This is a genomic window from Citrobacter sp. CK188, from assembly GCF_030333525.1.
GTDB lineage: Bacteria > Pseudomonadota > Gammaproteobacteria > Enterobacterales > Enterobacteriaceae > Citrobacter_B > Citrobacter_B koseri.
Map to the genome: position 1 here is coordinate 1 of NZ_JAOWFU010000035.1, position 13,448 is coordinate 13,448.

12 protein-coding genes and 1 pseudogene are annotated in these 13,448 nt (G+C 53.5%); 10 read left to right on the forward strand and 3 right to left on the reverse strand.

Going from position 1 to position 13,448, the window contains the following annotated elements; all coding sequences use genetic code 11:
• The 3 genes and pseudogenes from OGV67_RS15820 to OGV67_RS15830 form a co-directional block, all read left to right on the forward strand.
• Window positions 1–83, forward strand: a pseudogene (locus OGV67_RS15820) (gamma-glutamylcyclotransferase family protein); the annotation flags it as partial.
• A gap of 257 nt (window positions 84–340) precedes the next feature.
• Complete coding sequence (gene tssD / locus OGV67_RS15825) at window positions 341–1,423, forward strand: type VI secretion system tube protein TssD (RefSeq protein ID WP_248623370.1); 1,083 nt, start codon at window positions 341–343, stop codon at window positions 1,421–1,423.
• Window positions 1,424–1,433: 10 nt separating this feature from the next.
• Window positions 1,434–1,706 carry a colicin immunity domain-containing protein gene (locus OGV67_RS15830; RefSeq protein ID WP_181899698.1) on the forward strand — a complete coding sequence of 91 codons (273 nt, stop codon included), beginning with the start codon at window positions 1,434–1,436 and terminating at the stop codon, window positions 1,704–1,706.
• A 208-nt stretch (window positions 1,707–1,914) separates the two neighbouring features.
• On the opposite strand, the gene ppa is transcribed toward OGV67_RS15830, so the two are convergent.
• Complete coding sequence (ppa, locus tag OGV67_RS15835; protein ID WP_012134382.1) at window positions 1,915–2,445, reverse strand: inorganic diphosphatase; 531 nt, start codon at window positions 2,443–2,445, stop codon at window positions 1,915–1,917.
• Window positions 2,446–2,755: 310 nt separating this feature from the next.
• Here ppa and ytfQ point away from each other — a divergent pair, with 310 nt between their 5' ends.
• The 5 genes from ytfQ to OGV67_RS15860 all read left to right on the forward strand — a co-directional run bounded on the left by ytfQ (window position 2,756) and on the right by OGV67_RS15860 (window position 8,555).
• Window positions 2,756–3,712 (forward strand): galactofuranose ABC transporter substrate-binding protein YtfQ, encoded by a 957-nt coding sequence (gene ytfQ, locus OGV67_RS15840; protein WP_012134381.1) that lies wholly within the window; start codon window positions 2,756–2,758, stop codon window positions 3,710–3,712.
• Between the two features lie 122 nt (window positions 3,713–3,834).
• Window positions 3,835–5,337, forward strand: a complete 1,503-nt coding sequence (gene ytfR, locus OGV67_RS15845; protein WP_115182061.1) for a galactofuranose ABC transporter, ATP-binding protein YtfR — start codon at window positions 3,835–3,837, stop codon at window positions 5,335–5,337.
• Between the two features lie 13 nt (window positions 5,338–5,350).
• On the forward strand, window positions 5,351–6,373 hold the full coding sequence (gene ytfT / locus OGV67_RS15850) for a galactofuranose ABC transporter, ATP-binding protein YtfT (protein WP_024130780.1): 1,023 nt from the start codon (window positions 5,351–5,353) through the stop codon (window positions 6,371–6,373).
• A complete protein-coding gene (gene yjfF, locus OGV67_RS15855; protein WP_024130779.1) occupies window positions 6,360–7,361 on the forward strand; it encodes a galactofuranose ABC transporter, permease protein YjfF in 1,002 nt (333 codons plus the stop codon). Before ytfT ends, yjfF begins: the two co-directional genes overlap by 14 nt.
• 81 nt (window positions 7,362–7,442) lie before the next feature.
• The gene (locus OGV67_RS15860) at window positions 7,443–8,555 is read left to right on the forward strand and encodes a methyl-accepting chemotaxis protein (RefSeq protein WP_012134377.1); all 1,113 of its coding nucleotides are present in this window, start codon (window positions 7,443–7,445) and stop codon (window positions 8,553–8,555) included.
• Between the two features lie 102 nt (window positions 8,556–8,657).
• Here the strand turns inward: OGV67_RS15860 and fbp are convergent, their stop codons facing one another.
• Window positions 8,658–9,656: a class 1 fructose-bisphosphatase gene (gene fbp, locus OGV67_RS15865; protein ID WP_024130778.1), complete on the reverse strand. Its 999-nt coding sequence runs from the start codon at window positions 9,654–9,656 to the stop codon at window positions 8,658–8,660.
• Window positions 9,657–9,831: 175 nt separating this feature from the next.
• Between fbp and mpl the strand changes: the two genes are divergently transcribed.
• The gene (mpl, locus tag OGV67_RS15870) at window positions 9,832–11,196 is read left to right on the forward strand and encodes a UDP-N-acetylmuramate:L-alanyl-gamma-D-glutamyl-meso-diaminopimelate ligase (RefSeq protein WP_200003704.1); all 1,365 of its coding nucleotides are present in this window, start codon (window positions 9,832–9,834) and stop codon (window positions 11,194–11,196) included.
• A gap of 210 nt (window positions 11,197–11,406) precedes the next feature.
• Here mpl and yjgA read toward each other — a convergent pair whose 3' ends face one another.
• Window positions 11,407–11,958: a ribosome biogenesis factor YjgA gene (gene yjgA, locus OGV67_RS15875; protein ID WP_012134373.1), complete on the reverse strand. Its 552-nt coding sequence runs from the start codon at window positions 11,956–11,958 to the stop codon at window positions 11,407–11,409.
• A gap of 95 nt (window positions 11,959–12,053) precedes the next feature.
• Here yjgA and pmbA point away from each other — a divergent pair, with 95 nt between their 5' ends.
• Window positions 12,054–13,406: a metalloprotease PmbA gene (gene pmbA, locus OGV67_RS15880; RefSeq protein WP_286465735.1), complete on the forward strand. Its 1,353-nt coding sequence runs from the start codon at window positions 12,054–12,056 to the stop codon at window positions 13,404–13,406.
• Window positions 13,407–13,448 lie beyond the last annotated feature (42 nt).

Here is a 13,448-nt window from a genome sequence, read left to right on the forward strand (position 1 = left end):
CATGGATGTATGTGTACCAACGTCCGGTCGAAGGGTTAACGCTGATTGAAAGCGGTAACTGGTTAGACAGAGACCAGTGCTGATCAAAAAACACGCCACCTTCGGGTGGCGTTGTTTTATGTGGTGCCAGCCGTCGTCCTGGATTATCAGGACGTACTTATCTTTTTGTTCATTACGCAAAATGCTTATTAAATGAAACACTAATTAGTGTGAATTATTATTCTTCTTAAAATATTATCTTGTATTATTATAAAGTAATATGATCCCGCTAGCGGAAATAATTTTATTTCAGTCGCATTCTCGTTCTACCAAATAATTATCCAGGTAAGGATAGTAATGGATGAGTGATATTGTTTATCTTAAACTCATTGGTGAGCAACAAGGTGATATTTCTGATGGATGTGGCACAACTGATTCAGTCGGTAATCGTTGGCAACGAAACCATGTGAATGAAATATTTGTGTTTTCTTTGAGTTCGGGGGTAACGAATACAGGTAAAGGTGCGAATCTACAGAGCTTAACATTCAGCAAGCAAATAGATAAAAGTTCACCGCTGTTAGCTAATGCGATTAATAACAATGAAAACCTGTTTCTGGCGTTTTGGTTTTACCGCATCAATAGATATGGTCAATGGGAGAAGTATTATTATATTCAGCTCAGAGGCGCTTCAATATCAAGGATTCAGCTTCGCATTATAAAAGACGAGATAGATACAGAAATAATATCTGTTAATTATGATTATATTCTCAGTAAACATCTGATAAGCAATACCGAGTGTAGTTATCTTGCCCTGCCTGCGGAATACAATAAGCTGTTTGTTCCAACGCCGAAAGCCCAGACTCATACCCATACCCTTAACAGCGCTGGCGTAGGGCGACTGCTGGCGGCCGGGGGGATTTATAATGGTAATGTCGGGGGATTCAGGGACACCGCTGAGAAACTGGGTGGCGATGCTGTTGAGGGTTACGATCAGATTCTTAACGAGAAAACAGTCGGTGTTGCCATAACGGCAGCCTCAATTGCCGCAGTGTATGGGTTGGGGAGGGTGGGGTTAGAATCAGAGGTTCGAGCACTTGAGGAATCGAGGCGAATTGAAACCAGGACCGCTGTAAGATTTAATGATTTTAAATTTTCTACAAAGCAGTTACAGAAAAAATTTAAACATGCTATAGACTTTGGCATTTCTGGTACAACTAATAAGCAAAATCTGGTGTCGTTTAAAAATGCGGTGAGGAAACATATGGATATGGTTGATACTATTAAAATAAAGGGGAAGTATCGATGGGATTCTGATGTCTGTCACTATTTTAATCCATCAACTAATCTTAATGTTATGACAGATTTTGATGGAAATTTTATCTCAGGTTGGAAGCTGTCTGAAAGACAACGGCATGATTTACTGGCGTTAGAGAATGTGTTCTAAGGGGGATGTTATGAATTTACTCAGGTTAATAGATAAATTCCTTTCTGGAGACTTATCAGCATTAGCATTTGAGATTGAATATATGGATGCCTGGAGAAGTTACAGGGACTCCAGTGATATCATCAAAGTTGATGAAAAAACGCAATTGTATATCGATCGTGTATTTACAGCTTTAGATACTTATTGCGCTGATCCTGAGTTAAGGGATGATGGCGATCTGGATGAGAATGAACTATTGAGTGAAGTCATTCGTTTGAACAAGCAGTGGCGAGACGTCGATTGACTTATTTTTCTGGTTACAAGTTTAGACATGCAGAAACATTTTCTGGTGCAGAAAATAAAGATATTACATTTTACTGAAAGAAAAACTCGACGTTCCTGCAAACAAGGTTTGTCGATAATCTCTCTTAGGCCGTTTTACCCGGCATAAAAAAGCCCTCGCAAATACGAGGGCTTTTAAAAAATTACGTTGAGCTTAAGCGAAAACGAACTTATTTCTTCGCTGCGCGCTCGAAGGAAGCAACGATCTCAGCTTTAGCCGCTTCAGCGTTGTCCCAGCCGTCAACTTTCACCCATTTGCCTTTTTCGAGGTCTTTGTAGTGCTCGAAGAAGTGCGTGATCTGCGCTTTCAGCAGTTCCGGCAGGTCGTTCACGTCGTTGATGTGATCGTATTCTTTGCTCAGTTTGGTGTGCGGTACGGCAACCAGCTTCGCATCTTCACCGGATTCGTCGGTCATTTTCAGAACGCCAACTGGACGGCAACGGATCACCGCACCCGGTTGCAGCGGATACGGCGTCGGGACCAGAACGTCTACTGGATCGCCATCCAGAGACAGGGTGTTGTTGATGTAGCCGTAGTTGCACGGATAGAACATCGCGGTGGACATGAAGCGGTCAACGAACAGTGCGCCGCTCTCTTTGTCAACTTCGTATTTGATCGGATCTGCGTTAGCCGGGATCTCAATAACAACGTAGATATCTTCCGGCAGATCTTTACCCGCAGGGACGTTGAGTAAGCTCATGTCTGTTTCCTTTAAATATATATGGTAAACAAGTGGCGAGTATTATAGCCAACTCGCGCTGAAAGTCTCCGCTTGTTTTCGTCTTCTTTCCCCTCCGGCTGCGATTTTCAGACGGTTTACGTGACAGGAAAATCCATAACAACAGCTGCTTTTTTCATAGGCGAATGAAAGCGATTACAAAGTTGTGATTAACCTTTTATTTACTTTTTTGAAGTGTGATGTAACGCAATCCGTTACATCACCTATTGTCTATAGTTTTCCTCGCGAATGCTTTTCACCCAACAATAACCTGGGCTACGAGGACATCATTATGTGGAAGCGCTTACTTTTAGTCACAGCAGTTTCGGCAGCCATGTCGTCTATGGCAATGGCCGCCCCCTTAACCGTAGGATTTTCGCAGGTCGGCTCTGAGTCCGGCTGGCGCGCCGCCGAAACCAACGTGGCGAAGAGCGAGGCCGAGAAACGCGGCATCACGCTGAAAATTGCCGACGGTCAGCAAAAACAGGAAAACCAGATTAAAGCCGTACGCTCATTTGTCGCTCAGGGCGTGGACGCCATCTTTATTGCACCAGTGGTCGCGACAGGCTGGGAACCGGTCTTAAAAGAAGCCAAAGATGCGGAAATTCCGGTCTTTCTGCTCGACCGCTCCATTGATGTTAAAGACAAATCGCTCTATATGACCACCGTCACCGCCGACAACGTGCTGGAAGGCAGATTGATCGGCGACTGGCTGGTAAAAGAGGTGGATGGCAAGCCGTGTAACGTTGTTGAGCTGCAAGGCACCGTTGGGGCCAGCGTGGCGATCGACCGTAAGAAAGGGTTTGCCGAAGCCATCGCCAAAGCGCCAAACATCAAAATCATCCGCTCTCAGTCTGGCGACTTTACCCGTAGTAAAGGGAAAGAGGTGATGGAGAGCTTTATCAAAGCGGAAAACAACGGCAAAAACATCTGCATGGTTTACGCCCATAACGACGACATGGTGATCGGCGCGATCCAGGCGATTAAAGAAGCGGGCCTGAAGCCGGGCAAAGATATTCTGACGGGCTCTATCGACGGCGTGCCGGATATCTATAAAGCGATGATTGATGGCGAAGCCAATGCCAGCGTTGAACTGACGCCGAACATGGCCGGGCCCGCTTTCGATGCGCTGGAGAAATACAAAAAAGACGGCACGATGCCTGAGAAGCTGACCATCACCAAATCGACGCTGTACCTGCCTGACACCGCAAAAGAAGAGTTAGAGAAAAAGAAAAACATGGGCTACTGATTTTGCTGTTGGTCTTCTGTAGGCCGGATAAGGCGTTACGCCGCCATCCGGCATTTATTGCCTGATGGCGCTGCGCTTATCGGGCCTACGGAAAGGCCGCGCTTTCGAACCGGAGGAATGCCATGACCATCGACCAAAATCAGGAAATCCTCCGTACCGAGGGACTCAGTAAATTTTTTCCCGGCGTTAAGGCGCTGGATAACGTCGATTTTAGTCTGCGCCGGGGCGAAATCATGGCGCTGCTCGGGGAAAACGGGGCGGGAAAATCAACGCTGATTAAAGCATTAACCGGCGTATACCATGCCGATCGCGGCACAATCTGGCTGGAAGGCCAGGCGATTTCACCGAAGAATACCGCGCATGCCCAGCAACTGGGGATCGGAACCGTCTACCAGGAGGTTAACCTTCTGCCCAATATGTCGGTGGCGGATAACCTGTTTATCGGTCGTGAGCCCCGGCGTTTTGGCCTGCTGCGGCGCAAAGAAATGGAGAAACGCGCCACTGAATTGATGGCCTCTTACGGTTTTTCGCTGGATGTGCGTGAGCCGCTCAACCGCTTTTCCGTTGCAATGCAGCAGATTGTCGCTATCTGCCGGGCCATCGATCTCTCTGCGAAAGTCCTGATTCTCGACGAACCCACCGCCAGCCTCGACACCCAGGAAGTTGAGATGCTGTTTGGCCTGATGCGCCATCTGCGCGATCGCGGCGTCAGCCTGATCTTTGTTACGCACTTTCTCGATCAGGTTTATCAGGTGAGCGATCGGATCACCGTGTTACGCAACGGCAGCTTTGTCGGCTGCCGCGAAACCCGTGAGCTTCCACAGATCGAACTGGTGAAAATGATGCTGGGGCGCGAACTGGAGACCCATGCGCTACAGCGGGCGGGGCGCACCTTGCTGAGCGATAAACCGGTGGCTGCCTTTAAAGATTACGGCAGGAAAGGCACCATCTCGCCGTTCAGCCTGGAAGTCCGCCCCGGCGAGATCGTCGGTCTGGCAGGGCTGTTGGGATCGGGGCGTACCGAAACCGCAGAGGTGATCTTTGGCATTAAACCGGCCGACAGCGGCAGTGCGACGATCAAAGGTAAACCGCAAACCCTGCGATCGCCGCATCAGGCTTCATGCCTTGGGATCGGCTTTTGCCCGGAAGACAGGAAAACGGACGGCATTATTGCCGCCGCATCGGTACGGGAAAATATCATTCTGGCGCTACAGGCGCAGCGAGGCTGGCTGCGGCCGATTTCCCGCAGAGAACAGCAGGAGATTGCCGAGCGTTTTATCCGCCAGTTGGGCATTCGTACCCCCAGTGCGGAACAGCCGATTGAATTTCTCTCCGGCGGCAATCAGCAAAAAGTGTTGCTGTCGCGCTGGTTGCTGACCAAACCGCAGTTCCTGATCCTGGATGAGCCGACACGCGGCATCGACGTTGGGGCGCATGCGGAGATCATCCGCCTGATCGAAACGCTGTGTGCGGACGGGCTGGCGCTGCTGGTCATCTCCTCTGAACTGGAGGAACTGGTGGGCTATGCCGATCGGGTGATCATCATGCGCGATCGTAAACAGGTGGCGGAGATCCCGCTGGCGGAACTGTCCGTTCCGGCGATCATGAACGCCATTGCGGCGTAAGGAGAATAGTGTGATGCCTCAGTCTCTCCCGCAAACCACACCGCCGAAGCGACGTTTTCGCTGGCCGACAGGTATGCCGCAGATCGTGGCATTGCTGCTGGTGCTGTTGGTGGACAGCCTGGTGGCGCCGCATTTCTGGCAGGTGATTTTGCAGGACGGTCGCCTGTTCGGCAGCCCGATTGACATTCTTAACCGAGCGGCTCCCGTTGCGCTGCTGGCGATTGGGATGACGCTGGTGATCGCCACTGGCGGTATCGATCTCTCCGTCGGGGCGGTAATGGCGATTGCCGGAGCGACCACTGCCGCCATGACGGTGGCCGGGCACAGTTTACCGGTGGTGCTGCTCGCGGCGCTGGGAACCGGCGTACTGGCGGGCTTGTGGAATGGCATTCTGGTGGCGATCCTTAAAATTCAGCCGTTTGTCGCCACGCTCATTCTGATGGTGGCCGGACGTGGCGTGGCGCAACTCATCACCTCCGGGCAGATCGTCACCTTTAACTCACCCAACTTATCGTGGTTCGGCAGCGGTTCGCTGTTGCTGTTTCCGACGCCTGTGATTATCGCGCTGCTTACCCTGGTGGTGTTCTGGCTGCTGACCCGTAAAACGGCGCTGGGGATGTTCATTGAAGCGGTGGGAATCAACATTCGGGCGGCGAAAAATGCCGGGGTGAACACCCGCATTATCGTCATGCTCACCTATGTTCTGAGTGGCCTGTGCGCGGCGATTGCGGGCATCATCATCACGGCGGATATTCGCGGCGCGGACGCCAACAACGCCGGACTCTGGCTGGAACTGGACGCCATTCTGGCCGTGGTTATTGGCGGCGGCTCGCTGATGGGGGGGCGCTTTAACCTGCTGCTGTCGGTCGTGGGCGCATTGATTATCCAGGGGATGAATACCGGCATCCTGCTGTCAGGCTTTCCGCCGGAGATGAACCAGGTCGTCAAAGCCATCGTGGTGTTATGCGTGCTGATTGTGCAGTCGCAGCGCTTTATCAGTCTGATAAAAGGAGTGCGTGGTCGTGATAAAACGTAACTTACCGTTGATGATCACCCTCGGGGTTTTTGTGCTGGGCTACCTCTATTGCCTGACGCAGTTCCCCGGTTTCGCCTCAACCCGGGTTATCTGCAACATCCTGACCGATAACGCTTTCCTCGGGATTATCGCGGTTGGCATGACCTTCGTGATCCTCTCCGGCGGCATCGATCTGTCCGTGGGATCGGTGATCGCGTTTACCGGCGTTTTTCTGGCGAAGGCCATTGGCTACTGGGGGATCTCGCCGCTGCTGGCCTTCCCGCTGGTACTGGCGATGGGCTGTGCGTTCGGGGCATTTATGGGGCTGCTGATTGATGCGCTGAAGATTCCGGCGTTTATCATTACGCTGGCGGGGATGTTCTTCCTGCGTGGCGTCAGTTATCTGGTGTCTGAGGAGTCGATCCCGATTAACCACCCGATTTACGATACGCTCTCCAGCCTGGCGTGGAAAATCCCCGGCGGCGGGCGTCTGAGCGCAATGGGGCTGCTGATGCTGGCGGTGGTGGTGATCGGTATTTTCCTCGCCCACCGTACGCGGTTTGGTAATCAGGTTTACGCCATTGGCGGAAATGCGGCGTCGGCGAACCTGATGGGGATTTCGACGCGCAGCACCACCATCCGTATTTATATGCTCTCCACCGGGCTTGCGACGCTGGCGGGTATTGTTTTCTCCATTTATACCCAGGCCGGTTATGCGCTGGCGGGCGTTGGCGTTGAGCTGGATGCCATCGCATCGGTGGTGATTGGCGGTACGTTGCTGAGCGGGGGCGTGGGGACGGTGTTAGGTACGCTGTTCGGCGTGGCGATCCAGGGGCTGATCCAGACCTATATTAACTTCGATGGCACGCTGAGTTCCTGGTGGACGAAGATCGCTATCGGGATTTTGTTGTTTATTTTTATTGCCTTGCAGCGTGGTCTGACGGTGCTGTGGGAGAATCGCCAGAGCTCTCCGGTTACGCGTGTCAACACAGCCGCAACACCGAAGTAACATATTGAATTTCCTGAAACGTATAAACTTTTTCCGGTTGTAGTCGATAGATTCTATATCCCTACAACCGGAAAGATAACGATGCCAAAATCCCTCTCTATTCGTACAAGTTTACTGGTTTTACTGTCTTTACTTACCCTGCTCCTGTTGCTGACGGGCGGTATGGGGCTCTACGCCTCCACCCGTATTATCACTTCCTGGGTCTATTATGGGGTGATGACGGGGGCGACGCTGGCCGCCATCGGCCTGCTGGCGCTGGTATGGCTGATGTTGCGTAATAAGCTCCTGAAACCTCTTGATAATGTTGTTGAGCAACTGGAGCGTCTGGCGACAGGGGATTTATCGCCGACGGTAAGCCATTTTGCCAGTTCTGAATTTAACCGTCTGAATACCGCCCTTGAAGAGATGCGTGCGGCGCTGAGTGAATCCGTGGTACGCGTTCGTGACGCCAGCACGCAAATTGATACCGGCAGCCGTGAACTGACGGCGGGCAACCTGCATCTGGCGCAACGCACGGAGTCTACGGCCACCTCGCTGGAACAGACAGCCGCCAGCATGGAAGAGCTGACTGCGACGGTGAAACTGAACGCTGAAAATGCCGATCAGGCGCACCAACTGGCGAAATCAGTCTCGGACACCGCCGATCGCGGCAGTGAGATGGTGTGCTATGTCATTGAGAAAATGCGTGATATTTCCGGCAGCTCTGACCGTATCGCCGATATTCTCGGCGTAATTGACGGCATCGCTTTCCAGACCAACATTCTGGCGCTGAATGCCTCCGTTGAAGCGGCGCGCGCCGGTGAACAAGGGCGCGGTTTTGCGGTGGTTGCCGGTGAGGTGCGTAATCTCGCCAGCCGCAGCGCCGATGCCGCGAAAGAGATCCGCGCGCTCATCAGCGACTCGCAAACGCATGTCGGAGAGGGCAGCGATCTGGCGATGCAGGCCGGTGAAACGATGGATGAGATTGCGACAGAAGTGATGCGCATGACCAAACTGATGCGTGAGATTGCCAGTGCTTCTCAGGAACAGAGCCGGGGCATTGAGCAGGTGAATATCGCGGTCAGTCAGATGGATGAAACCGCACAGCAGAATGCGGCGCTGGTACAGCAATCTTCCGCAGCTACCCGTTCGCTGGAAGAGCAGTCTCATGCGCTGCTGGAGGCGATGGCCGTATTTAAGCTACAGGCAGCGTAACCGAACGTAGGCCGGATAAGGCGAAGCCGCCATCAGGCAATAAATTGCCGGATGGCAACGCTGCGCGTTTTATCCGGCCTACATCCGTGCGATTAATGATAATTATGCGTCCGGGAACTCGCGGATGAAGCGTTCTACGTCTTCCACCATATGATCGGTGCCGACGAAGAACGGACGGCGCTGGTGCAGACTTTCCGGCGTAATATCCAGAATGCGCTCTTTACCGTCGCTCGCTTTGCCGCCCGCCTGCTCAGCCAGGAAGGCCATCGGATTGCATTCGTACAGCAGACGCAGTTTCCCTTCCGGGTGGCTGGCGGTGCTCGGGTAGAGGTAGATCCCGCCTTTCAGCAGGTTGCGGTGGAAATCCGCCACCAGGGAGCCAATATAGCGCGAGGTGTACGGGCGATTCGTGGACTTGTCCTCTTCCTGGCAGAACTTAATGTACTTCTTCACGCCATTCGGGAATTTGATGTAGTTGCCTTCGTTAATGGAGTAGGTGTTGCCCTTCTCCGGGAAGCGCATACGCTCCTGGCACAGGCAGAAAACGCCCAGCGACGGATCGTAGGTGAAGGCGTGTACGCCGCAGCCGGTGGTGTAAACCAGCATGGTTGAAGAGCCGTAGACCACATAACCCGCAGCTACCTGCTTATTGCCCGGTTGCAGGAAATCTTCTTCCGTCACCGGCGTGCCGACAGGCGTTACGCGGCGGTAGATAGAGAAAATAGTACCGACAGAGACGTTAACATCGATGTTGGACGAGCCATCCAGTGGGTCCATCAGCACCACGTATTTCGCGTGTTCGCAGCCTTCAAAGACGACAATTTCATCTTCTTCTTCAGAGGCGATGCCCGCCACAATATCGCGCGCCTTCAGTGCAGCTTTCAGTTTTTCGTTCGCGAACAGGTCGAGTTTCTGCTGAACCTCGCCCTGCACGTTCTCAGCACCGCTGGCACCCAGGATATCGACCAGACCGGCCTTGTTGATATCACGGTGGATGATCTTGGCGCCCAGCTTTATTGCCGACAACAAAGCAGTGAGCTCACCGGTAGCATGAGAGAACTCGTGCTGCTTTTCGACAATAAATTCACCTAACGTTTTCATAACACTTTCCCTGCAATTGATATGGAGTAAAGCGACCGTAACAATCTTAACAAATATTTCAGCGGCCGCGCTCAGGTGAATCGCGCCAGCAAAGTACGGAATATCCTGAAATGCGTTTCTCACTTGCCTGACATGTGCGTAAAATGGCCCCCAGATTAAAAAAGGGTAGTGACGTATGCGCATTCATATTTTGGGAATTTGTGGCACTTTCATGGGCGGTCTGGCGATGCTGGCGCGCTCGCTCGGTCATGAAGTAACGGGTTCGGACGCCAATGTGTATCCGCCGATGAGCACCCTGCTTGAGAAGCAGGGCATTGATTTAATTCAGGGTTACGACGCCAGCCAGCTCGACCCACAGCCAGACCTGGTGATCATCGGCAACGCTATGACCCGTGGAAATCCGTGTGTTGAAGCGGTGCTGGAAAAGAACATTCCGTATATGTCCGGCCCGCAGTGGCTGCATGACTTTGTTCTGCGCGATCGCTGGGTGCTGGCCGTAGCCGGTACGCACGGTAAAACCACCACGGCAGGCATGGCGACCTGGATTCTGGAAGCCTGCGGTTATCAGCCGGGCTTCGTGATTGGCGGCGTTCCGGGTAATTTCGACGTTTCTGCCCGTCTGGGTGAAAGTCACTTCTTCGTCATTGAGGCGGATGAGTACGACTGCGCGTTCTTCGATAAGCGTTCCAAGTTTGTGCATTACTGCCCGCGCACGCTGATCCTCAACAACCTTGAGTTCGACCATGCGGACATCTTTGACGATCTGAAAGCGATTCAGAAGCAGTTCCACCACCTGGTGCGCATCGTGCCGGGGCAAGGGCGCATTATTTTCCCGGAACACGACATCAACCTGAAGCAGACGATCGCGATGGGCTGCTGGAGCGAGCAGGAGCTGGTGGGCGAGCAGGGGCACTGGCAGGCGAAGAAACTGAACGCGGATGCATCCGTTTGGGAAGTGTGGCTGGACGGTGAAAAAGCCGGTGAAGTGAAGTGGTCGCTGGTCGGTGAACACAATATGAATAACGGGCTGATGGCGATTGCCGCCGCTCGTCATGTTGGCGTGATGCCTGCGGATGCGGCTAACGCGTTGGGATCGTTCATCAACGCCCGTCGTCGTCTGGAGCTGCGCGGTGAAGCCAACGGTGTGACGGTGTATGACGATTTCGCTCACCACCCGACGGCGATCCTGGCGACGCTTGCGGCGTTGCGCAGTAAAGTGGGCGGTACGGCGCGTATTCTTGCGGTGCTGGAACCGCGCTCCAACACCATGAAGATGGGTCTTTGCAAAGACGATCTGGCTCCGTCGTTAGGGCGTGCGGATGAAGTGTTCTTGCTGCAACCGCAGCATATTCCGTGGCAGGTGGCGGAAGTCGCGGATGCCTGTGTTCAGCCTGCGCACTGGAGCGGAGATGTGGACGCGCTGGCCGATATGGTGGTGAAAACCGCGCAGCCTGGCGATCATATTCTGGTGATGAGCAACGGCGGGTTCGGCGGCATCCATCAAAAACTGTTGGATGGCCTGGCGAAAAAGGCGGAGTAATCATATGCCCGGTGGCGCTGCGCTTACCGGGCCTACAATCTGTAGGCCGGATAAGACGCATTGCGTCGCCATCCGGCAATACCAAATGCACCAGGCTGTAGGCCGGATAAGACGCGTTGCGTCGCCATCCGGCAAATACCAAATACACCAGGCTGTAGGCCGGATAAGACGTTTTGCGTCGCCATCCGGCACACTTAACTTACGTACGCATTACTCTTCGTTTTCCGCCAGCTCACGCAGATACTGGAAGATCTGCCGCGCCGACTTCGGCGGCTTATTGCCTTCTTTCTCTTTCTTCGCGTTGCGGATCAGCGAGCGAAGCTGCTGACGGTCGGCATTCGGCCACAGGCTCAGCACTTCTTCCACCGCATCATCACCTTCAACGATCAGGCGATCGCGCAGTTGCTCAAGCTTATGGAACAGCACCACCTGCTGGTTGTGGCGGTTTTTCAGCTTATCCAGCGCCTGACGAATAGGTTCAACGTCGCGTTGACGCAGCATCTTACCGATCAGCTGCAACTGACGGCGGCGGCCTTCCATCTTAATACGCTGGGCCAGCTCAATGGCGGCGCGCAGATCCGCATCAAGCGGGATCTTATCCAGCGCGTTTTTCCCCAGATCCACAATTTCCGCGCCCAGGCGTTTTAACTCCTCGGCATCGCGTTTAATTTCACTTTTGCTGACCCAGATAATTTCATCGTCTTCGTCTTCGATGTCATCACCGGGAACGTCGTCGAGCCAGTCTTCGGGCTGCTTTGTCATGTCAGGCTCCTTAAAAAAAGAGGCTAATGTTACCAGTTAAGATGCGCACTGAAAAACGGTTCTCTGTTAGACTTCAGAGAAACTCTCTCTACAGTATGGCATTTGCGATGAAAGTAATCTCACAAGTTGAAGCGCAGCGTAAGATTCTGGAAGAAGCGGTCTCGACAGCCCTGGAGCTCGCCTCAGGCAAATCAGATGGCGCGGAAGTCTCTGTCAGCAAGACCACCGGCATCAGCGTCAGCACCCGTTATGGTGAAGTGGAGAACGTAGAATTTAATAGTGACGGCGCGCTGGGGATCACCGTTTATCACCAGAACCGTAAAGGCAGCGCGTCATCCACCGATTTAAGCCCGCAGGCGATTGCCCGTACCGTACAGGCGGCGCTGGATATTGCTCGCTATACCTCGCCGGACCCGTGCGCGGGCGTGGCAGATAAAGATCTGCTGGCCTTTGAGGCGCCGGATCTCGACCTGTTCCACCCGGCGGAAGTGACCCCGGATGAGGCCATTGATCTGGCTGCTCGCGCGGAGCAGGCGTCGTTGCAGGCGGATAAACGTATTACCAACACCGAAGGCGGCAGCTTTAACAGCCATTACGGCATCAAAGTGTTCGGCAACAGCCACGGCATGTTGCAGGGGTACTGCTCCACGCGCCATTCGCTCTCAAGCTGTGTCATCGCCGAAGAAAAGGGCGACATGGAGCGTGATTACGCCTACACCATTGGCCGCGCGTTAGGCGATCTGCAAACGCCGGAATGGGTGGGCGCCGAGTGCGCGCGCCGCACGTTATCTCGCCTGGCGCCGCGCAAACTCTCGACCATGAAAGCGCCGGTGATTTTCGCGAATGAAGTGGCGACCGGGTTGTTTGGCCATCTGGTCGGCGCGATTGCGGGCGGCTCGGTATACCGTAAATCGACCTTCCTGCTCGACTCGCTGGGTAAACAAATTCTGCCGGAATGGCTGACCATCGAAGAACACCCGCATCTGCTGAAAGGGCTGGCCTCTTCGCCGTTCGACAGCGAAGGTGTGCGCACAGAGCGTCGCGACATTGTGAAAGGCGGCGTGCTGACCCAGTGGCTGCTGACCAACTATTCCGCGCGCAAACTGGGGCTGAAAAGCACCGGGCACGCGGGCGGCATCCATAACTGGCGCATTGCCGGGCAGGGGCTGAGCTTTGAACAACTGCTCAAAGAGATGGGCACTGGTCTGGTCGTCACCGAACTCATGGGCCAGGGGGTGAGCGGCATTACTGGCGACTACTCCCGTGGCGCGGCCGGTTTCTGGGTTGAGAATGGTGAGATCCAGTATCCGGTCAGCGAGATCACCATCGCCGGGAATTTAAAAGAGATGTGGCGCAATATCGTCACCGTGGGTAACGATATTGAAACGCGTAGCAATATACAGTGTGGTTCCGTGCTGTTACCGGAGATGAAAATCGCCGGGCAGTAGCACTCGTTTGTTTTCTTTTCATAATAAAAATGAGGAAGTGAG